Annotated in this window: 16 protein-coding genes and 3 pseudogenes; 10 read left to right on the top strand and 9 right to left on the bottom strand. The window is 68.4% G+C overall.

Translation table 11 applies throughout. The annotated features are described in order from the left end of the window. Positions 1–152 precede the first annotated feature (152 nt). Positions 153–395, top strand: a complete 243-nt coding sequence (locus tag ABIE67_RS02355; RefSeq protein ID WP_370269658.1) for a hypothetical protein — start codon at positions 153–155, stop codon at positions 393–395. 383 nt (positions 396–778) lie between these two features. Then, positions 779–1093, top strand: a pseudogene (locus ABIE67_RS02350) (transposase family protein); the annotation flags it as partial. A 71-nt stretch (positions 1094–1164) separates the two neighbouring features. Here the strand turns inward: ABIE67_RS02350 and ABIE67_RS02345 are convergent. Both ABIE67_RS02345 and ABIE67_RS02340 read right to left on the bottom strand, forming a co-directional pair. Then, a pseudogene (locus ABIE67_RS02345) lies at positions 1165–1455 on the bottom strand (transposase); the annotation flags it as partial. Positions 1456–1696: 241 nt separating this feature from the next. Further along, positions 1697–2791, bottom strand: a complete 1095-nt coding sequence (locus tag ABIE67_RS02340) for a hypothetical protein (RefSeq protein ID WP_370252518.1) — start codon at positions 2789–2791, stop codon at positions 1697–1699. 595 nt (positions 2792–3386) lie between these two features. Between ABIE67_RS02340 and ABIE67_RS02335 the strand changes: the two genes are divergently transcribed. Continuing rightward, a complete protein-coding gene (locus ABIE67_RS02335) occupies positions 3387–4856 on the top strand; it encodes an ATP-binding protein (RefSeq protein WP_370252514.1) in 1470 nt (489 codons plus the stop codon). Between the two features lie 124 nt (positions 4857–4980). Here the strand turns inward: ABIE67_RS02335 and ABIE67_RS02330 are convergent. The 7 genes and pseudogenes from ABIE67_RS02330 to ABIE67_RS02300 form a co-directional block, all read right to left on the bottom strand. Further along, a pseudogene (locus tag ABIE67_RS02330) lies at positions 4981–5477 on the bottom strand (transposase); the annotation flags it as partial. A 15-nt stretch (positions 5478–5492) separates the two neighbouring features. Beyond that, entirely contained in the window at positions 5493–5681 is a 189-nt protein-coding gene (locus ABIE67_RS02325) for a hypothetical protein (protein WP_370252512.1), read from the bottom strand. A gap of 12 nt (positions 5682–5693) precedes the next feature. Continuing rightward, a protein-coding gene (locus tag ABIE67_RS02320) for an IS3 family transposase (RefSeq protein WP_370252217.1) occupies positions 5694–6919 on the bottom strand; the annotation gives its coding sequence in 2 pieces (ribosomal slippage) (positions 5694–6607 and positions 6607–6919; 1227 coding nt in all). An 83-nt stretch (positions 6920–7002) separates the two neighbouring features. Then, positions 7003–8340: an IS4 family transposase gene (locus ABIE67_RS02315; protein ID WP_370252510.1), complete on the bottom strand. Its 1338-nt coding sequence runs from the start codon at positions 8338–8340 to the stop codon at positions 7003–7005. A gap of 117 nt (positions 8341–8457) precedes the next feature. Then, positions 8458–9192, bottom strand: coding sequence for an ANTAR domain-containing protein (locus ABIE67_RS02310; RefSeq protein WP_370252508.1), 735 nt, complete (start codon positions 9190–9192; stop codon positions 8458–8460). 12 nt (positions 9193–9204) lie between these two features. Continuing rightward, positions 9205–9789 (bottom strand): GAF and ANTAR domain-containing protein, encoded by a 585-nt coding sequence (locus ABIE67_RS02305; RefSeq protein ID WP_370252506.1) that lies wholly within the window; start codon positions 9787–9789, stop codon positions 9205–9207. A gap of 299 nt (positions 9790–10088) precedes the next feature. Next, positions 10089–10439 (bottom strand): PAS domain-containing protein, encoded by a 351-nt coding sequence (locus ABIE67_RS02300; RefSeq protein ID WP_370252504.1) that lies wholly within the window; start codon positions 10437–10439, stop codon positions 10089–10091. A gap of 85 nt (positions 10440–10524) precedes the next feature. Here ABIE67_RS02300 and ABIE67_RS02295 point away from each other — a divergent pair, with 85 nt between their 5' ends. From ABIE67_RS02295 to asnB, 7 genes are all read left to right on the top strand, one after another. Next, positions 10525–11304: a transposase family protein gene (locus ABIE67_RS02295; RefSeq protein ID WP_370252502.1), complete on the top strand. Its 780-nt coding sequence runs from the start codon at positions 10525–10527 to the stop codon at positions 11302–11304. A gap of 645 nt (positions 11305–11949) precedes the next feature. After that, complete coding sequence (locus tag ABIE67_RS02290) at positions 11950–13428, top strand: sugar transferase (protein WP_370268079.1); 1479 nt, start codon at positions 11950–11952, stop codon at positions 13426–13428. 73 nt (positions 13429–13501) lie between these two features. Next, entirely contained in the window at positions 13502–14818 is a 1317-nt protein-coding gene (locus tag ABIE67_RS02285; protein ID WP_370252500.1) for a nucleotide sugar dehydrogenase, read from the top strand. Continuing rightward, on the top strand, positions 14808–16073 hold the full coding sequence (locus tag ABIE67_RS02280) for a glycosyltransferase family 4 protein (protein ID WP_370252498.1): 1266 nt from the start codon (positions 14808–14810) through the stop codon (positions 16071–16073). Before ABIE67_RS02285 ends, ABIE67_RS02280 begins: the two co-directional genes overlap by 11 nt. Then, a complete protein-coding gene (locus ABIE67_RS02275) occupies positions 16070–17437 on the top strand; it encodes a polysaccharide biosynthesis protein (RefSeq protein WP_370252496.1) in 1368 nt (455 codons plus the stop codon). Before ABIE67_RS02280 ends, ABIE67_RS02275 begins: the two co-directional genes overlap by 4 nt. Beyond that, positions 17434–18936: a Wzz/FepE/Etk N-terminal domain-containing protein gene (locus ABIE67_RS02270; protein ID WP_370252494.1), complete on the top strand. Its 1503-nt coding sequence runs from the start codon at positions 17434–17436 to the stop codon at positions 18934–18936. Before ABIE67_RS02275 ends, ABIE67_RS02270 begins: the two co-directional genes overlap by 4 nt. Before the next feature lie 3 nt (positions 18937–18939). Continuing rightward, on the top strand, positions 18940–20859 hold the full coding sequence (gene asnB, locus ABIE67_RS02265; RefSeq protein WP_370252492.1) for an asparagine synthase (glutamine-hydrolyzing): 1920 nt from the start codon (positions 18940–18942) through the stop codon (positions 20857–20859). The last annotated feature ends 1 nt before the right edge of the window (position 20860 follow it).

The following is a 20860-nucleotide window of genomic DNA, read 5'->3' as shown; positions in this document are numbered from 1 at the left end:
GGCCCGGTCGTGAGGCCAGCACAGTTCGCCGGATTCCGGGCTTGGCGCACCGGAATCCGGTCTCCCCTGCCAGCAGAGCATTGCCTCGGCGGGGCGTCGGCGATAAGAAATCCCCGCACGACGAGCCGACAGTCCAGCAGAGAGGAATCATCGTGCCTGAACGGCTGAAGCGTCTTCTCGTCCTCAGTACCACCTGCCTCGCACTCGCAGGCGGTGCCTCCGTCTCCACGGCAGGCACCGCTGCCGCTGCGCCTTCCTCCCCCACCGCTGTGGCAGCGGATACCCAGGCAGACAGCCAGTGGTGCTACTGGCAACAGGGCTACTGGTCGTGGGAGTGGTCGTACTACTACGGGCAGTGGATGTGGGTCTGGCACCCCGGGTACTGGGTCTGCTGAAGCCGGCAGACACCGGAATCAGTGAAATACCCGGTTTCCTGGCGAATCTCGCCGTGTCTGACGGGTCGCACGGGCGTCGTCAACATGAGCGGGGCTTCTCGCGTCCAGAGTGACCGCCGAGTGTGTTGATCTTCCCCGGGGAGGGACCCGGCGGTGGGGGCCGGAGAGGGCTGGGAAGCGGCAGTGGTGGCCGCCGCCTCGACGTCAGCGGCGGCCGCTGTGGCCGGGGTCCTCGCGCAGCCCCCTTCACGCCCGAACAAACACCACCGTGAGCTGCCCCGAGTTTCGTAGAGTCCGGCGATCTTGTCTCAGACGGACTGCGGGGAGGCGGGTGTGTCAACTTAACGGCCCTGTCTCACTTTCGGTGGTGACGGAGAGTCGTGATGGTCGTTGACATTCGTGTGATGGATGTCAACGAGCTTGTGCAGACGGTATTTTCGGGTCTGTCCCCGCTGGTCATCGAGGATGTGGCCGACGAAGATGAGCGGATCTTGGTGCGGGCACGGACTTCGCTGGACACCGCGGTTTGCCCGGTGTGCGGGGCCTCGTCGGAAAGTGTGCACGGCGTTCACTGGCGTACCGTCGCGGACGTGCCGGTCGATGAACGACGGGTCGTGGTCCGTGTGCGGGTGCGGCGTCTGGTGTGTCCCACCCGCGGCTGCCTGCACACCTTCCGCGAACAGGTGCCCGGATGGTTATTCACGGGCTTGGGTTCTTGATCAGCAAGACGGCCCTGCTCGGTAGCCTGGCGTTTGCGACGACGTCAGTTTTCCACCGGGGACAGACGCCGGGAGTTCTTCGGGACGATCTGCGGCTCGAACGCGCCGTTGCGGTCACGGGGCACTTCCACCTCGACCGGTCCGACGTCGGTCAGGACGGTCTTCGCGGCGGTGCCATTGCGGCTGTTCCCGCTGCCGCGACCAGCCGGATCGCCCTTCTCATAGCCGAGATGTTCACTCATCTCAGTCTGCAGGGCCCGCTCGAGCAGGGCCTTCGACAACTGCTGCAACAGCCCGCCCTCCCCGGCCAGCCGGGCGCCGGTGGCGTCCGCCGAGTCCATCAACTGCTCGAGCACAGCCTCAACCTGCTCCTGCGGGAGCTGCCCGCCAACAGCAGCCCCGGATAACTCAGTCTCAGTCACGCGATCTTGCCTCTCCGACCCGGCGGGGCCACCCGACCCCGCCACAGTCATCAGATCACGGACTTACACGACCTTCCGGACACACCCGGGGAAGCTTCGTCGCCGTCATCGTGCTGTACTTCCGGCGCCACGAAAGGTCTGGTGCGCAGCTGTGAGTCCCCTACCGGCGAGCTCCGCTGAGGTGGAGATTCTGCAGGCACCGCGCGGCCGAGGTGCCGAGGCCGGTGGGCAGGTGCAGGCCGGCAGCCGGGGCACCGTACCGTGCGGTGGTCTCGTGCCAGTCGTAGGAGCCAGCCAGCCAGGTCTGTAGTGCGCGAATGTATCGCGCGATCTGCTGCTGCTCATGGCGCGAGGTGCCGCGCTCGTGGAGCAGTGCGGGGAGGTCTTCGTCCGCGGCAGTCTGCAGGGTGTGGACGCGGGAGGTCATCAGGTCGTTGGTGAGGTCCGCGGCCTGCTGCAGGCTGCATCCCAGCTGTCGCTGCAGCGCGTTGACGGCGTTGTTGGCCGTCTCGCCCGACGCCTCGTCCTTGGCGTAGGAGACGACGTCGTTGTTGAGGTCGGCGAGGTCCCGGTATGCCTGGAAGAGGGCCTGGAAGGGCTGGCTGTCGTAGACGTCCTGCCGGATCTCTGTCCCGCAAGCCATCTCCAGCAGAGCGGCCGCGATCCCGGCAGCGCCGAAGTCACGGCGCATCTGGAAGTAGTCGATGTAGTCGGGGTGGCGCTCGCGCTGTAAGTTGTCCACTTCCCACAGCGAGCCGGCGAAGTAGGTGCGCCAGGCCCCGGTGATCCGCCGACGCCAGTCCTCGCTCATCCGCCAGGCGCTGCGGGCCCACAGATCGGTGAGGCACCGTTCGAGCGCGTTGTTGGGCAGCAGTGGCGGCATCTGGGGTCGTACCGGCATGAAGGCCAGCAGCCGATCCAGGCGGGCCCGGGTATCCGCACGGTCACCGGACTTCAGGCAGCCCGGCAGGAAGACGTCGTCGAAGAACCACGTGGCAGTGTGCCAGTCCGCGCCCAGCTCCAGTTCGGCCGGCGCCACGTCCGGAGTGGTCATGGCGGCGAACTTCGGGATGTCAGCCGCGATACAGCGCGCCTCGCTCCAGGCCCCGTCCGAGAGTTCCTCGTACTCCGGGTCGAACAATCCCATGGTCCGCGCCCACACCTTGGTGTGCTCGCGCGCCATGTCGCAGTGGGGGTGCACACCTCCCGAGGCAAATGGCATGTAGAACATCGGCCTGACGAAGGGCTCGGTCACAGTAGTTTCCTCACGTTACTTTGCGGGCGAGCCCGCATAAGCACAGCGTCCCAACGAAGAGCACGGGGAGAGTCCTCCCCACCGCAGCAGGAGACCGGGACGCCCCCGGATAGATCTCCCCGACCTGGCACGGAAGATGCCGGAACGCACCCCCCACACAGCAGATTCACCCCTCTGAGCAGACCGCCCGAGATGGCCGGTTGACGGAACGCCCCCCACCTACGACCACGTACTGCGCTGGTCCGCCTGGCGTCGCCGCCATCAGCATCAGGCCGCCCAGGCCCACTGCCACTGGAACAACATCACCGCAGCCGCAACGACTTGACCAGCAACAATGCCCTACCGACCAGGAACTACAGCTGCCGTGACAGACCGGGCTGACCCCGAGACGCCGACCTCAGTAACTGACGTACGGGCACCGGGTGAGGGCACGGCCCGCCCCCGCCGCCACTCCCTCCCGGCCGGAGCCGGCACGGCGGGAGATTGCCGATGCCGCCGGTCTGCTCCGGCGGCACTGCTCGTGCACGCGTTTGCGCCCGTCGGGAGCATTCATATAGTTTCCATCTACGTAGATGCTGTCTACATAGGCGGAGTGGTGGATGTGGCGGTGAGCGGGTTCATCGGGCGGGTCCAGGAGCTGGCGCTGTTGGACAAGCGCCTGGCACGGGTCGGCGCCTCGGGCAGCGGGGTGGCCCTGGCTATCCGGGGCCGTCGGCAGGTCGGCAAGAGCCGGCTGGTGCAGGAGTTCTGCAACCGGGCCGGGGTGCCCTACATGTACTTCACGGCGACGAAGGGTGCCTCTCCCGTCGAGGCCTGCGCAGCGCTGCTCGCCGAACTGCGCGACTCTCCGCTCGTCGCTGACCAGGCCCGCGACCTCGTGCCGCAGCTTCGGAACGTGGCCTGGCCGGATGTCTTTCGGATTCTGGCTCGGGCGCTGCCCGACGAGCCGTGTGTGGTGGTGCTCGATGAGCTGCCGTGGCTGAGTGAGCAGGACGACATCTTCGACGGTGCGCTGCAGACGGCCTGGGACCGGCTGCTGTCCACGCGGCCGGTGTTGTTGCTGCTGCTCGGCTCGGATCTGCACATGATGGAGCGGCTCACCGCCTACGACCGCCCGTTCTACGGCCGCGCGGACAACCTGGTGCTGGGCCCGCTGAACCCCGCCGAGACCGGCGCGGCGCTGGGTCTGACCGGCGCTGCTGCGCTCGATGCCCATCTGGTGTCCGGTGGGCTGCCCGGCATCCTGCGGGTCTGGCCGCATGGCACGCCTGCGCTGGAGTTCCTGCGTGCCGAGTGCGCTGACCCGGCCTCCCCGGTCTTCGGGGTGCCTGAGACGACGCTGATGGCCGAGTTCCCCGGGCCGGACACGGCCCGCCGGGTGCTGGAGGCGATCGGCACTGGCGACCGCACGCACGCCAACATCGCGGCGACTGCCGGCAGCCGGGAGGGCGCGCTGCCCTCGGGCACGCTCTCACCGCTGCTGCGCCGGCTGGTGGAGGAGAAGCACGTCCTGGCCGTCGAGCAGCCGCTGTCGACGCGGCCGGGCAAACCGGGCCTGTACCGGGTGGCGGACAGCAATCTGCGGCTGTATCTGGGTGTCCTGCGCTCGGTCCAGGAGCAGGCTCGGCGCGGCCGTCCGGCGGTGGGCTTCCGGGCGATCGAACGGCAGTGGTCGAGCTGGCGGGGCCGCGCGGTGGAGCCGCTCGTGCGTGAGGCGCTGGAGCTGGCGGCCGCTGCTGGCGACTTGCCGTGGCCGGACACCGAGGTCATCGGCGGCTGGTGGAACCGGCAGTTCAACCCCGAGCTCGACCTGGTCGGCGCCGACCAGGCGCCGGTCGCCGGCAGGATCGACTTCGTAGGGTCGATCAAGTGGTTGGAGACGCCGTTTGACAACCACGACGTCGCAGCCCTGAAGCGCGGCGCGGTACAGGTGCCCGGCTTCGACCCCGGCCGTACCGGATTGGCGGTCGTGTCGCTGTCGGGTCTTGCAAAGGGCGTGGCGCGCGACGGCGTAGAACTGGTGTGGTCACGTGAGGATGTACTCGCCGCCTGGCAGACATCGTGAGGACAGCGAAGAAGCGCATCTGCTACCGGGCGGAGAGGCGACGTCGCCCACGATGCCCCGGGACCTCGTACACCGTGCCTCTGCCTTAGAGGGCGTTTGAGGTAGGCAGATTGCCCTTGATGCCCTAGTAAGTTCCTCGCCAGGTGGGGGTGGTCTCGTCCGTTATGCGCCTGGCGAGGTTGTCGACCGAGGCGATGTGGATCATGGCTTCGGAGCTGGCGGTGAGGGTCTCGTAGTCGCGGGCGAGGCGCCGGTGCATCATGATCCAGCCGATACTCCGCTCGACCACCCAGCGCCTTTCACGACGTGAAACCCACGGCTATCCGGGTTTCTGTTGACGACTTCGACATCGATTCCGAGGCTGGCGCCGTGCTCGACGACGGCGTTCTTGAAGCCGGTGTCGACCCAGCTCTTGGAGATGGTCGGGTACTTCTCCTTCGCCTGGTCGAGGAGTCGTATTCCCAGGGCGTTCTCCGAGAGGCCGGCGGCGGTGACGGTCACGGCAAGGATGAGGCCGATCGTGTCGGTGAGGATGCCGCGCTTCCTCCCGACGATCTTCTTTGCTGCATCGGTTCCCTGGCTGGTCAGGGGCACGTTGGTGGAGGTCTTCACGCTCTGGGAGGCTTATTCACGGGGTCACCAGCCGTTCTTGTAGAAGGCGAGGGCGGTGACGGTCTTGGCGACGAGGGGGAACCGGGTGAGAGGGCCGCGATAGCGAGTGGCGAGGACCTTCCAGTCCTTCAGATGTGCGATCGCTCGTTCGACGGCGACGCGGAGCTTGCCGATGCTCTGGTTGAACGGGCCTTCCCCCCGAGGGGTGGACACCTGTTCGTTTCGTTATGCGGCGAGTGTCAGGGTAGCTGACAGCTGTTCGTAGGCGACGGGGCTGAGCTGTCCGTTCGCCGAGTGGCGGCGCCAGGTGTTGTACCGCGTCAGCCAGCGGAACACGGTGCGCCGGCAGGCCTCGGCCCCGTCGAAGCGCCGGGCGCCCTGGAGGATCTCCCGTTTGAGGGACGCGTGGAAGGACTCGCAGGCGGCGTTGTCCGCGCTCGTTCCGACCGCGCCCATGGACTGGGTCACGCCCAGCTCAGCGCAGAGATCAGCGAATTGGCGCGACCCGTATTGCGCCCCGTGATCGCTGTGGAAGACCGCGCCTTCGAGGCTGCCGCGGGTGGCGGCGGCCATCCTGAGTGCGTCGGCGACGAGCTCGGTGCGCATGTGGTCGGCGATCGACCAGCCCGCCACGCGGCGGGAGAAACAGTCGATGACGGTCGCCAGATACAGATGCTCGCCATCGCCGACAGGCAGATACGTGATGTCGCCCATGTACTTCTGGTTTGGCGCGGGCGCCGAGAAGTTGCGTCGGAACAGGTCCGCAACGGGCGTGGCCGACGGCTCGGGGACAGTCGTACGTACCTTCTTGCGCAGGCGGAAGCCGGCGATACGGAACTTGCGCATCACGCGGGCGACCCTCTTCTCATTGATCTCCATGCCGTGTGTATCCCGCAGCTCGGCGGTGATGCGCGGGGCGCCGTAAGTGCCGCCGGAGTCGGTGTGGATGGTGCGGATCTTGCCGGCCAGCACCTCATCGGCCTGCTCGCGCTCGGCCCGGGCAGCGCGGGCCTCGCGCCACTTGTAGTAGGTGGAGCGGGCCACTTCGAGCACCTGGCACAGTCGCGTGACCTTGAAGGTCTTGCGGTGGTCCTCGATGAACTGGCAGCGACTCACCAGCTCATCTCCGCGGCGAAAAACTTCGTCGCCTTACGCAAGATGTCCCGCTCCGTGGCCAGGGTCGCGTTGTCCTTCCGCAAGGCGGCGTTCTCCTTGCGCAGGGCCGCTAACTCGGCCTCCAGTTCTTCCTTCGTGGCCTTGCTCACCGGTGTGTCCTTCGTGTTCTTCGTGGGGCTGTCGGCGCGGGCGCGGTCGGCGCGGATCCAGTTCCGCAGCGTCTCCGGGTTGATCCCCAGATCGCGGGCGGCCTGCACGATCGTAAGGTCGGGGTCCGAGTGGTACAGCGCGACCGCGTCGGCCTTGAACTCGGGCGAATAGACCTTCATCACCATAAGTGATCCTCCTGCCAGCCCCTCACCGGGGCTGATCGAAGGTGTCCACCACTCAGGGGGAGGGTCCCAATGCCGTTGTTTGACTACTGAATCATCGTGGGCTGCAGCGTGATGGCCTTGGCAGGTACCCGGCGTGCTGGTGCACGTTGCTGGTCCTTGGGCCGGTAGGAGTACAGCGAGTTGGGGCGTTTGAGAAACCTGTCGGCCTCGCGTAGACGCCGGGTGCCATTGTCGAGTTTCCGGCACACCTTCGCGGACAGCAGGGCCAGGAACTTCCCGATCTTTGCGGGAGTATCGGCGCACTGCCGGATCACGCTGCGTCGCGCGTGCTTGAGGACCTTGACGAACGAGATGCGGTCCGGGTCGATGCCGTGACCGTCGGCGAGCCGCATGATGATGCCGGTCAGGCAGTAGTGGACGATCAGGTGTGCCCATACTTCCTGGCGCACCAGTGCCGGGTCGGCCGACCGCAGTACTTCCTGCCGGCCGCGCTGGAAGGTCTTGAGCTGGCGGTATGAAGATTCCGCCTCCCACCTCTCGTGATACAGGGCCGCGAGTTCGTCCGCGGGGTAGGTGTCTGTGTCGAAGAGATCGGTCAGGAGCCGGATCACCTCGCCGCCGTCGACGCGGTACTCGATCACACGGACCAGTACGCCGCCCGGGTGCGCGCCTTTCTGCCCGCCGAGGTTCATCCGCGCCAGGTAAGTGCCGTCGGGCAGGCGCTGCACCGGACGACGCGCGACGCAGGAGCGCGCCCGCAGCAGAAGGTGTGCACCGGCGGTGGTGTATGCCTTCCACAGTTCCACTCCGGGAAAGCCCCGGTCCATGATCACGAGCATTCCGTCGGCCGAAGTAGCCATGGCGACGGCCAGGTCGCGTTCGCCGCCGTTGAAGCCGCCCACCCGTGCGTCGATGGCGGCGTGGGTGCCGGTCTCGGTCAGTGTCACGACCCGGACCTGCGGAAATCCTCCTGGTTTTCCGCGCGAGTCCTTCGGGCCGCCGAAGGCGTGCCGGTTGGCCTCGTTGTCCGGCACGTCCAGCAGGAACCCGTCCACCGCGGCAAGACGCATCCCCCGCCAGAAGGATCCCGCCAGCCCGGGCGGGGCCAGCGGCCCGGCCAGTCTCCGGAACAGCATCTCCAGCACCTCAGGCCCCAGACGCTCCCGGGCACGGGTGAACGACGCCCTGTTCGGGATGTGTTCGCCCATCCCGGCGATCGCGCCCGTCAGGTTCTCCGCGACATCGTCATAGGAGTCCTGATGGAACAGGGCCAGGGCCAGCGTGAAGTACACCGTGAAGCCAGCCGGCAGAGCACCCGGCCGCCGGTCCCGCTTGCGGCACCCGCCCAGCACCTCGTCCACCAGCGCTGGCGTCACCCACCGCGTCAGCAGCCCCAGCCGTACCCGATCAGACAGCCCCACCCACGGATGACCCATGCCTGACCCATGCCCGGCCACGAGCACCACCCCACGGTCTCACCGGACACCCCCGCCAACTCCACCATTCAAACAACGGCATTGGGGAGGGTCCACCAGGTGTCACACTGAGGGATCAGCGGCACCTGGATCCTCATGGTCATCAACCACCTCGCGGGCCACGTCTCTCACCGGTCGCTGATGTGCACGGGCGTGTTTACGCAGGAGGTCGAAAGCCTCGTCCAGGGTTACCGCTTTGCGGGTTGCGACTATGCCCTTGGCCTGTTCGATGACCACCCGGCTGTTCAGAGCCGATTCCAGTTGGGTGGCGAGCGTCCGGCTGCGATCAGCTTCGCGAGCACGTTCCAGCATGACGGCGGTGAAGTCTGCCATGGACTGGCCGAGGGCGAGTGCGTCCGGGGTGAAGGCGTGCTGTTCGCGGGACAGCAGGACGAGGGCCCCACTGGTGCCCGTGGGTTCGCGCAGAGGGAGGGCTGCCACGCGGGTGTAGCCGAGTCGCAGGGCGCGTGGGGTGTAGTGCGGCCAGCGTTGCCTGGCAGGGCGGCCCTCGAGTGCCGACTGGGCCCGGAACCCGCCGCTTTGGTGGCAGTCGTGGCCAGGGCCTTCGCGCCATCCGACAGCCTCGTGTTCCAGGCGGAACAGTTCGGGCTCTGAGCCTGTCACTTGTGCTGTCTTGTAACCGTCGGGGGCGAACACCACGGTCGCGGCCCGGGTACCGAGCAGGGACGGGGCACAATTGGCCAGCGCGGAAAGGGTTGCGGGCACGTCCAGCGGACCGTTCGCCGTGCTGCCGGCCAAGGCTATGAATACGTCGGCCAGCCGCTGGTCGGGTCTCATGATGCCTCTTTGTCAGCTGAGATTCAGGTCTCCGTGCACGATCTGCCGCGCGATGGTCTCGATCGATATCCCCTCGGCGAACGCCCGGGCCTTGATCAGTGCCAGCGCGTCGGGGACGGGGCGACCGAGCTGCTCGGAAAGCACGCCCGTCGCCTGCAGAACGGTTGGGCGGATGTCGATTTCGCCGTAGAGGCTGGCATCGGCGTCGGGGCCGAGGAGAACGATGGGGGAGAGGGCGGCGGCTACCTCGGTGAGGTCGGCGAGCGTCGCGGGTACCGGCTGTGGATCGAAGACAGTCAGCACCCCCATGCAGCTGTTCTGCGACGGGAGCGGTAGGGCGGCCACCGAGGCGATGCCCAGCGAGGCAAGGCCGGCCCCGTAACCGGGCCAGTGGGCCTCCATTGCCCGCCCGGATGCATGGAGCGGGCGGCGTGCCGACGCCGCGTCACGTGTCGGCCCGTCGCCGAGAACGAACTCCAGTTCCTGGGCTGCCCGGGACCGTTCGTCGGACACGGCGATCGCGAGCTGGTTCTGGCCGCCGTCGACCAGCGTGACGGCCGCGCTGTTCGTGCCGCACGCCTCGGCGACACTGGTCATGAACCGCGGTCGGGTGCGGTGGCCCCGGTCCCATTGCGCGGTGCGGCGGGCGAAGTCCTCCTGGAGCTGGGCCGAGGCACGATGGCATGCGGCTGTTCTCCGGTGCGTCTCTGCGATCTGGGCGTGGATTTCACGCCCGGGTTCTTTCGCCAAGAGTTCGTGCCGCTCGGCGACTGCCTCCGCCCGGTCCGCGCGCTCACGGGCTTGCGCAGCCCGACGCCGTGCCACAGCTGCCAGGCTGAGGTCCTCCTCGCGTTCGCGCCTTTGCGGGTCCATGCAGCGCAGCGTACGCCTCGGGGTCACTCGGGGTTGTCGCTTCGGCTTTCTTCCATCATCAGGACGACACCGCAATTGTGGCGGTCGAACGGAGAGAAGAACACGTCACAGGTGATGGACCGGCCGATGCGGTTCAGGGCCTCCACGGCGACCGGGCCGGAGCGCTTGCGGGTCTCCAGGCACCGCTGCACGACGGGCAGCAACGCATCAGTGGGCAGACCGAAGTCCAGCTCGAAGAAGGGCTCTTCCAGAACCTCGTCAGCACGCAGTCCCCACAGATCGACGGCTCCCCGGTTCCAGCTCCTGACCTTCAGATCCTTGTCCAGGACCACCACACCCGCAGCAATGCTCGTCAGAACCGGAGGGTTATTCACGGGCTTGGTTTCTTGATCAGCAAGACGGCCCTGCTCGGTAGCCTGGCGTTTGCGACGACGTCAGTTTTCCACCGGGGTAGGGCCGTTGAGCTGGAACGTTACGACAGGGCTGGAAGCGGATCAACTGGAGGCCTTGGTGGTCCGGGTCCACACGATGCTGGTGGAGGACCCCGATCCGCCCGTGGTGCCGGGACCGATGTGGGCGCTGGGCCTGTACAAGTCCGTGGTCCTGGTGTTGTTCCTGCTGCGGCAGAACCCCGTCCAGCAAGCGGCGGCGGAACTGTTCCACATCTCCCAGGCCACCGTCTCGCGCCGGTGGACCACGCTGCTCCCGGTGGTGGAGACGGCCCTGGCCGAGCATGTGCCCGACCCCGCCGACGCCTCACACGGCAGGATCGTCCTGGCCGACGGGACCCTGGTCACCACGTGGGACTGGGCGAGCGAGGGCACCACGATGTTCTCCGGCAAGCATCATGACACAGGCTTCAACCTGCAGGTCGCCGCCACTCTCAGCGGGGACCTGCTCGCCGTCTCCGCGCCGGTACCCGGCAGTCGGCACGACATGTACGCCTGGCGCCAGTCCCACTTTCCCAAAGCCTTCGCCGACCGGGAGAGCATGGGGGATCTGGGCTATGCCGGCTCCGGCATGCTCACCGCCCGCCGCAAGCCACCCGGTCAGGAACGCCCCGTCAAAGACAAGGTGTTCAACCAGAGCATCGGCAAGCTCCGCGCCGCCGTCGAACGAGCGATCGCACATCTGAAGGACTGGAAGGTCCTCGCCACTCGCTATCGCGGCCCTCTCACCCGGTTCCCCCTCGTCGCCAAGACCGTCACCGCCCTCGCCTTCTACAAGAACGGCTGGTGACCCCGTGAATAAGCCTCCTGAAGGACTGGAAGATCCTCGCGACCCGCTACCGCGGCCCCCTGGCCAAGTTCCCCCTCCTCGCCAAAACCGTCACCGCCCTCACCTTCTACAAAAAGGGCTGGTGAAACCCCGTGAATAGGCCTCGTGGTCTGCTCGGAGTGAGCGAACATGACCGTGATGTAGCACCTGGAGTCATGTCAAGGACCCTCGAAAACAGGACAGTTGGACTTTGCCCAGATCCGTGCTCTAGTTCCAAAGCGTGAGCACAAATTCCTCACACCCCCCTCTTCATGCTGGCCGCGATGGTCTAGATTGACCCTGCTTCAGCTGCTCGGAGACTGTGCGACCAATAATGATCTATAGGTCCGGCGCTACGGAAAGCCAGCAGTCGCATCCCGGGCGCCCGGACGTGCGGTGATCAATTCTTGGCGCCCAAGACACGGCTTAGGTGCGGCGAGCAACCGAGGTTCAAGGGTTCCCGCACACCTCGAGAGTCTGCCGAACATGCGAATCTGCTACTGCCTGGGGGAGTTGTTCAAGTAGCGCTGAAATAGCTGCGATGTCATGCGCCGGGGAGCGGGGGCCTCCCAGCGGAGGAACAGTGTTAGGCGAACACGGCGAACCACTGGGGACCTGGGGGGTTTTGTGCGGCAAGGGGGATTAGTCGGCCCGTTTCCGTCGGAGCGCGGGCGTCTGGCGAACGGGGCAATCAGCCAGCCCGCGATCGATTGGGAGCAGCGGTACCGCCGTACCGTGATCACCACCGATACCGTGGCCACCGCCTTCGTGGTGGCGGCGATCGGTAACTTCTTCGGGGCCCGGGATGCGGCCAACTGGCACGAAAAGTGGGGGATTCTCGCATTCGGCACCGAGCTGCTTGTGCTGGGAGCGCTTGCGGTGAGCCGGTCGTGGGCTCCGGCCGTGCTCGGCCAGGGCGCCGAGGAATTCCGCCGGCTCGGCCGCTCACTGTTCACGGCGACCGTCGTACTGGCACTCGGCGGGATCGCCCTCACCTCGCGCAACATCAAACTCTGGATCTTCGTCGCGATCCCCGCGATCGCGCTCGTCACCATGACCGCGCGGTATCTGCTCCGCCTCCGGCTGCACAAACAGCGGAGGGAAGGCCGGTGCCTGAGACCGGTGCTCGCTGCCGGGAGCCCGGCCACCGTGCGTGACCTGATCACCCGAACCCGCAAGTTCCCGCACCTCGGCTGGCGGGTGGAGGCGGTGTGCACGACGGACGGTCGCGGTCTCGACGGTGACCACCTGGACGGAGTGCCGGTCGTCGGCCAACTGACGGACGTCGCCAAGCACGTCCGCCACGACGGCTACCGTGTCGTCGCGGTCACACCGGACCCGCACTGGTCACCGGACCGGCTGCAGCGGCTGGCCTGGAACCTCGAAGGCAGCGATGCCGAGATGGTCGTGGCCCCCGTGCTGATGGAAGTGGCCGGCCCGCGGCTGCACGTCGATGCGGTACTCGGGATCCCGCTGCTACGGGTCAGCATGCCGACCTTCACCGGGGGCCGCCGGGCGATCAAAGGGGTCGTCGACCGGATGGGCGCGGCGATCCTGCTGATGCTGTTCGCGCCGCTGATGGCGTTCGTCGCACTGCTCGTGATGGTGGACAGTCGTGGTGGGGCGTTCTACCGCCAGCGCAGGGTCGGCAAGGGCGGCCGCGAGTTCACCATTCTCAAGTTCCGCACCATGGTCGCCGGGGCTGACGGGGCACGTGCCCAGCTGGCCGACCACAACGAGGGTGCAGGGCTGCTGTTCAAGCTCCGCCGGGATCCGCGGGTGACCCGCGTGGGAGCAGGGCTGCGCCGGTACTCGATCGACGAGCTCCCGCAGCTTTTCAACGTGCTCACCGGATCGATGTCGCTCGTCGGCCCGCGGCCTCCGTTACCGGAGGAGTCCGCTGCGTACGGCCCGGACATCCGGCGTCGACTGCTGGTCAAGCCCGGGCTCACCGGTCTGTGGCAGATCAGCGGACGCAGCGACTTGCCGTGGGAGGAGGCGGTCCGCCTCGACCTGCGGTACGTGGAGGACTGGTCGCTCGCCTTGGACGCAGTGATCTTGTGGAAGACGCTGCGTGCGGTGCTCCATGGCCAGGGGGCCTATTGATGCGCGGGAGCCGTCGTCCGGCTGACGCGCGGACCGCAGGCCACAAGGGCCTGCCAGGTGGGAAGGACGCTTCATGAGGGTCAGCGTTTTCGGGCTCGGCTACGTGGGCTGCGTGTCGGCCGCGTGCCTGGCCAGCATGGGTCACGAGGTCATCGGGGTGGACGTGAACCAGGTGAAGGTCGACCTGGTCAACGAGGGCAAGGCCCCGGTGGTCGAGGAGCGGATTGGCGAGCTCATCGCCGAGGCCGTGCGGACCGGAGCGTTGCGCGCCACCGGCGACGTCCGCGAGGCGATCATGGGCAGCGAGATATCGCTGGTCTGCGTGGGCACGCCGTCCGAGCCCAACGGCAGCCTGTGCACCACATATCTGGAGCGGGTCACCGAGCAGATCGGCGCCATGCTGGCCGATCGGGGCGGGCCGCACACCGTCGTGTTCCGCAGCACCATGCTCCCGGGCACCTGCCTGAACCTGCTGGTGCCGATTCTGGAGAAGAACGTCGGCGGCACGGCCGGGGTGGACATCGGGGTCGCTGTCAACCCGGAGTTCCTGCGTGAGGGCACGAGTGTGCGGGACTTCTTCGACCCGCCCAAGACCGTCATCGGCGAGTTCTCCCCGGCAAGCGGCGACGCAGTGATGGCGCTGTACGACGGCTTGCCCGGCGCGGTGTTCCGGGTGCCGGTCCCGACGGCCGAGGCGATCAAGTACGCGGACAACGCGTTCCATGGCCTCAAGATCGGCTTCGCGAACGAGCTGGGCGCGGTGTGCCAGGCGCTCGGGGTGGACTCGCACCAGGTGATGGACGTGTTCCTGGCCGACCGCAAGCTGAACATCAGCGCCGCCTACCTGCGGCCCGGCTTCGCCTTTGGCGGCTCCTGCTTGCCCAAGGACCTGCGCAGCCTGGTGCACGCGGCGCAGCGGGCCGACATCTCGGTGCCCATCCTCGCCCACGTGCTGCCCTCCAACTCAGCACATCTGCAGCGCGCGGTGGACCTGGTCGAGCGCAGCGGCAAACGCCGGGTGGGCCTGTTCGGGCTGTCCTTCAAACCCGGCACCGACGACCTCCGTGAGAGCCCGCTCGTAGAGCTGGCGGAGAGGCTGCATGGCAAGGGTTACGACCTGCGGATCCACGACGCCAATGTGAGCCTCTCCCGGCTGATCGGCGCGAACCGCGAGTACATCGAGACCCGGCTGCCGCACCTCGCGCAGCTGCTCGCGGACTCCGTCGACGAGGTGCTGGAGCACGCCGAGGTGTGCCTGATCGGGACCAGGGATCCCGCCGTGCTTTCGGCGCTGCCGCATGGCGACGGCCCGGTGATAGTCGACCTCATCCACCTTCCCGACGCCGAGGCGCGCCGGGCCGAACCGGGGTACATGGGCCTTGCTTGGTGACGCAATCAGCGGCGACCGGTCGGACCGGCGCGCGCTGATCCTGGTGGAAAACCTGTCGGTGCCGTTCGACCGGCGGGTGTGGCAGGAGTGCACGACGCTGCGCGACGCGGGCTGGGAGGTGCACGTCATCTGTCCCCGGGGCGAAAAGCGGGACAGGGAACCGGAGGCGGAGATCGACGGGGTGTGGATCCACCGCTACCCGTTGCGCGCGGCCACCGGAGGACCCGCCGGCTACTTGCGGGAGTACGGATCGGCGCTGTGGCACACGGCCCGGCTGGCCCGCAAGGTCGGCCCGGTCGACGTGGTCCACGCCTGCAACCCGCCCGACCTGCTGTTCCTGCCGGCACTGTGGCTGAAGCGGCGCGGCGCGCGGTTCGTCTTCGACCAGCACGACCTGGTACCCGAGCTGTACCTCTCCCGGTTCGACCGCGGCGAAGATCTGCTCTATCGCGCCGTGTGCGCGCTGGAACGGCGGACCTACCGGACCGCGGATGTCGTGCTGGCCACGAACGAGAGCTACCGGGACGTCGCGATGCGCCGCGGTGGTCGGCGGCCTGAGGACGTTTTCGTGGTACGCAGCGCGCCCGCGGTCGACCGGTTCCAACCGGTGCCGTCCGAACCGGGGTTGAAGCGTGGGAAGCCTCATCTGCTGTGCTACCTCGGCGTCATGGGCCCTCAGGACGGTGTCGACTACGCCCTGCGGGCCCTTGCGAAGCTGCGCGACGAGTTCGGGCGGACCGACTGGCACGGGGTGTTCGTCGGCGCCGGCGACGCCTTCGACGCGATGGTGGAGCTGTCCCGGCGGCTCGGGCTCTCCGACCAGGTGCAGTTCACCGGGCGTATCCCGGACGCCGACTTGGTGCGCTACCTGTCCACCGCGGACGTATGCCTCGCCCCCGACCCGCGCAATCCGCTCAACGACGTATCGACCATGAACAAGGTTCTGGAGTACATGGCGATGGGCCGGCCGATCGTCTCGTTCGAAGTGAAGGAGGCGCGCGTCTCCGCCGGTGACGCCGCCGTCTACGCGCCCGCCAACGACGAGGCAGAATTCGCGGGGCTGATCACGCTGCTCCTTGACGATCCGGAGAAGCGGGCCCGCATGGGCAAGATCGGCCAGGAACGGATCAGCGGGCCGCTCTCCTGGCGGAACTCGCAAGCGTCGCTGCTCGCCGCCTACGCCGCTGCCTGCCGTGACCACACTCCGGTGTCGGCGGGCGACCAGGTCCGCACGGGGAAGAGGCAGCGCAGTTGAGCGATGACACGATACGCCTGGTCACGATCGGGCGGATTTTCCGTCGGCGCCGGCGGCTTCTCGCCGTCCTCGCCGTGGTGGGCGCGCTCGTCGGCCTCGGCGCGTCGGTGGTGTTCCCGCCGCGGTACACGACGTCGGTATCGGTCCTGCTGCCCGGGCAGTGGGAAGAGCGCGAGCTGCTGAGCCAGGTGGACATCGCGACGAGTTCCTCGGTGGTCGACCGCTCGGCCGCCGCTCTCGACTGGACCGGCGTCAGCGGCGCTGAGCTGCGGGATCAAGTGAGCGCCGAGGCCGCCGACGGGAACGTCATCAAGATCTCGGGTACGGCCGACACCCCGGAGCGCGCGCAGCAGCTCTCCGACCAAGTGGCCCAGCAGTTCGTCAAGTTCGCCGCGCGGATCGCAGGCGGCAGCACCGACTCCGAAGCGGCTACGGGGCCCGAGGCGCTGCGGAAGAAGGTGGAGGAGACCAACCGCCGCATCACCGAACTCGCCAATGCGGCCGATCCCGGGAAGACCGTGGAGAGCGTGCAGGCCCGCAGCGCGCTCGAGAAGCTGCGCACCTCGCTGGAAGAGGCCATGACCAAGCTGGACCAGGCGGACCCGGCGACCAGCATGGCCGGCATGGTCGTCATGGGGCCGGCGGCCCGGCAGACCGGCGAGGCGCCGCCGACGAGGGTGCAACTCCTCTTCGCGGGGGCGCTGCTGTTCTTCCTGCTCGCGGTCATCGGCCATCTTGTCGCCGCACGGATGAATCGTCGGCTGCGCACCGAACCGGAGATCGCCGCGGCGCTGGGCTCGGCGCTGCTCGGCACTGTCGACGTGCCTGATGACTGGCGCGCGCACCGGCCAGAAAGCGGGGGCCCACGGGCCCGGTTCAGCCGACTCCTCGGCGTCGACTCCCGCTGGGACATACCGAGCCCGCAGAGATCGGGCGACGAGGCCGGCAGGCGGATCCGCTACCGGCGGGTGTGCGCCCGCCTCCGGAACCAACTGCCCGCCCCCCGGCGGCTGTTGGTTGTCGTACCGGACGGCGACGAGATCGCCCGCCGGGCCGTCGGGCAGCTCGTCGCCGAGGCCGAGAGCGATCCGCTGCTGCGGGTGGTGGAGGTTTCGGTGGACCGGCCGATGGTGCCGGACCGCGGCACCGAGTCCGGTGCTCTGGTCGCCCTCAGCCCGGGCAGCTGGACCGCGGAGGAGCTCGCCGGCATCGCCGAGGCGTGTGCGGACGGCAGGCACGAGGTTGTCGGCTTCGTCGTCGCCGGCCCGGTCCGGGCCCGTCCGACGCGGTCTGCCGGTCCTGCTCCGGACGACGCCGCTCCGGCGCTCGCGGCTCGGGGCCACGCGACGGGAGGTTCAGTGTGACGACGAGCAAGACTTCGGAGTCGTCAGCCGCCGCTCCGCTCCTTGACCTGCAGGCGCTGGCGGTGGCGGTGCGCAGGCGCCGCCGCCTCTGGTGCGCCATGGCGCTCCTTGGCCTGCTGGCCGGCGCGGCGGTGGCGGTCCTGATGCCGCCACCGCCTAGGGCGGTGACCAAGGTGCTGGTCGCGCACAAGGAAGACCAGCCGAACGACACCGGAACGCTGATCCGTACCGATGTCGAGCTGCTGCAGACCACGCGGATCGCCGACAAGGCCCTGCAGGTCCTCAAGTCCCCGGAAAATCCTGAGGACTTCATGCGGGACTACCGGGGCACCGGCCTGACCAACAACCTGTTGCAGATCGATGTGACCGGTGAAAGCGACGCGGAAGCGGTGGCCCGGGCCAAGGCGCTGGCCGACGCGTTCGTCGCCGACCACGTGAGGCGGATGCAGGAAACCGCGAAGGCCGAGGCCAAGGCCCTACTCGACCAACGTGATCGCATGCGGGACGAACTCGCCCAGATCAACGAGGCGATCGGGGATCAGACGCCGGAGGGCGACCCGGAAGCGTCGGCGAGCATCGAGTCGCTCTTCGCCCGCCGGGCCGAACTCACCTCGCGGATCGCCGATTTCGACCAGCGCGCCGCGGAGGCGCGCACCGGCACCCCCGAGGTCATTTCCGGTACGCAGATCGTGGACGCCCCGCGCGCGGTACGGCGCTCCCTGCCCAAGGCCGCTGTCACCAACTCCGCGATCGGGCTCGTTCTCGGGCTCGCCCTCGGGCTCGCGCTGGCCGCGGTCGGCACGGTGGTGGCGGACCGCCCCGTGTTGCGCAGGGACATCGCGGCGAACCTGGGCGCCTCGGTCATCGCGGAGCTGCCCCGCCGGTCGGGTCGCCTGTGGCAGCGCCGACGGACCCGGGCGGCACGCGAACGGCTCACCGTGACCCTGGCCCGCACCGTGCGCGGCGCCACGGAACCGGTGTCCCTGCTGGAACTGGGCTGTGTGCGCAGCGCGAGCGTGATCGCCCTGAACGTCGCCAGGGCAGTGACGGCGGACGAGCCAGTGGTCGTCATCGATGGTCTGCCCGGACTGCGACTCGCCAAGCGCCGCCCGAAGCCGGGAGACCCGACCGTGGTCAGCGGCGAGGGTGTCGCGGCCGTATCGCCTCGGCAGCGCCGGCTGGGCGTCGGCTCGGTGGCGCCCGGCACGGCGTGGACCGACCTCCAGTACCTCGGCACCCAGACCGTGCTCGTGGTGCGTGCCGGGCACGGCAGCGCCGCATGGCTGCACACCGTCGCGCGGCAGCTCGCGGACCAGCGCATTCCGGTGATCGGTGTGGTGCTGATCGCCCCCGATCCGCGTGACCGAACCGACGGCACGCTGTGGGACGGGCTGCACACCGCGCTGCGCGGTCGCAGCGAGAGACTGCCCCGGCACAACGGGACGGAGCGGCCGTCATGGGCGGTACGAGTCCCTGACAACGACCAGGAGGCGCGGTAGGACATGTGTGGCATCGCAGGTACTTACCGATGGCCGGACGGGAAGCTGGTGACCGACCGGCTCACCGAAACCCTCGCCCACCGCGGTCCGGACGGGGCGGGCCGGTACGGCCACTTGGCCGGTGACGGCGAAGTGCACCTCGGGCACTGCCGGCTCGCCATCATCGACCTGTCCGAGACCGGCGCCCAGCCGATGGCCTCGGACGGCCTAGCCCTTACCTACAACGGCGAGCTGTACAACGCGCCCGAGCTGCGTGCCGAGCTGGCGGCTGCCGGGGTGCGCTTCCGCGGTACCTCCGACACCGAGGTGCTCCTCGAGGCCTGGCGGCGCTGGGGCACGGACTGCCTGCCCCGGCTGCGTGGCATGTTCGCGTTCGGGATCTTCGACGAGCGGACCGGTGAACTGGCGCTGGCCCGTGACCAGTTGGGCATCAAGCCGCTGTTCCTGCTCCGGCGCGGCGAAGGCCTGGCATTCGCCTCCGAGCTCAAGGCGCTCGCCGCGACCGGCGGGCCGCTCGAGGTGGACCCTGCGGCGCTGGTGGCCTCCCTTCTTTACTACTGGGTACCGGACTCGCGCTGCGCGTTCCGCGAGGCGGAGAAGCTGCCGCCGGGGAGCTGGCTCAGGTGCCGGCCCGACGGCCGGGTGGAGCGCGGCCGGTACTGGAACCTCCGGGACGTCGCCCACGAGGCCCGCGACAGTGAGCCACCGGACCTCGCCGCCGTCGTCGAGGAGTCGACCCGGCGCCACCTGCTCTCCGACGTACCCGTGGCGACCTTCCTCTCCGGCGGCCTCGACTCCAGCTACCTGACCGCGCTGGCGGCCCGCCATCAACCCGGGATCTCCGCGTACACGATCGGATTCCGCGCCGAGGACGCCAAGTTCGAGGCAATGCCGGACGACCTGCGCTATGCCCGGCGGGTGGCCGGGCGGTTCGGCGTCGACTTGCACGAGATCGAGATCGCCCCGAATGTGCTCGACCTGCTGCCGCAGATGACGTACTACCTGGACGAGCCGATCGGTGACCCCGCCGCGATCAACACGTTCCTGATCTGCTCGGCCGCCCGGGAGGCCGGGGTCAAGGTGATGCTCTCGGGGATGGGCGCCGACGAGTTGTTCGCCGGGTACCGCAAGCACCTGGCCAACTTGCTGGCCCTGCGCTACCAGCGCGTCCCCCGGCCCCTGCGGCGAGGGGTGTCCAGGGCCGTGGACCGGCTGCCGGTCGCCACGTCCCGCCGGGGGTACCGGTCGGTGCGCTTCGCGAAGCGGTTCCTCTCCTTCGCCGATCTGCCGGAGGAGACCGCGTTCCGGCGCAGCTACACCATGTACGACCAGGACGAGTTGCTCGCCCTGGTCGATCCGGACCTGGCCGGGACGGTCGAGGACGTGCTGACCGAGCATGCGGACATCTACCAGGACAACGACCTCGACGACTTCGTCAACCGCATGTGCCTGGGCGACGCCCGGATGTTCCTGCCCGGCCTGAACCTCACGTACACGGACCGGTCGAGCATGGCCGCGTCGACCGAGGTACGGGTGCCGTATGTGGACGTCGAGGTGGTCAAGGCGGCGTTCGCCGTTCCCGGCGAACGCAAGATCGTCGGACGGCAGGGCAAGGCCGTCCTCAAGGAGGCGGCCGCCTCGATCCTGTCCCGGGAGATCGTGTACCGGCCCAAGGGCCTGTTCAGCGCCCCGCTGCGCGCCTGGATGAGCCGGGATCTGGCACCGCTTGTGCGCGAGGTGGTGAACGACGGCGTGCTCGTCCGTTCCGGATTCCTGCGCCGCGACGCGCTTCAGCGGCTCGTCGCCGAGGACGCCGCCGGGCAGCGGGACTACTCCAAGCATCTGTGGCATGTGCTGACCCTCGAGTACTGGTATCGCGACGCGACCTCTGGGTCCGGCCAGGGCACTCGGTCAACGGCCTAGG

Source organism: Streptomyces sp. V4I8 (assembly GCF_041261225.1).
Lineage (GTDB): Bacteria > Actinomycetota > Actinomycetes > Streptomycetales > Streptomycetaceae > Streptomyces.
Note: the sequence above shows the minus strand (reverse complement) of the source record. Positions and strands in the feature narration are given on the sequence as shown.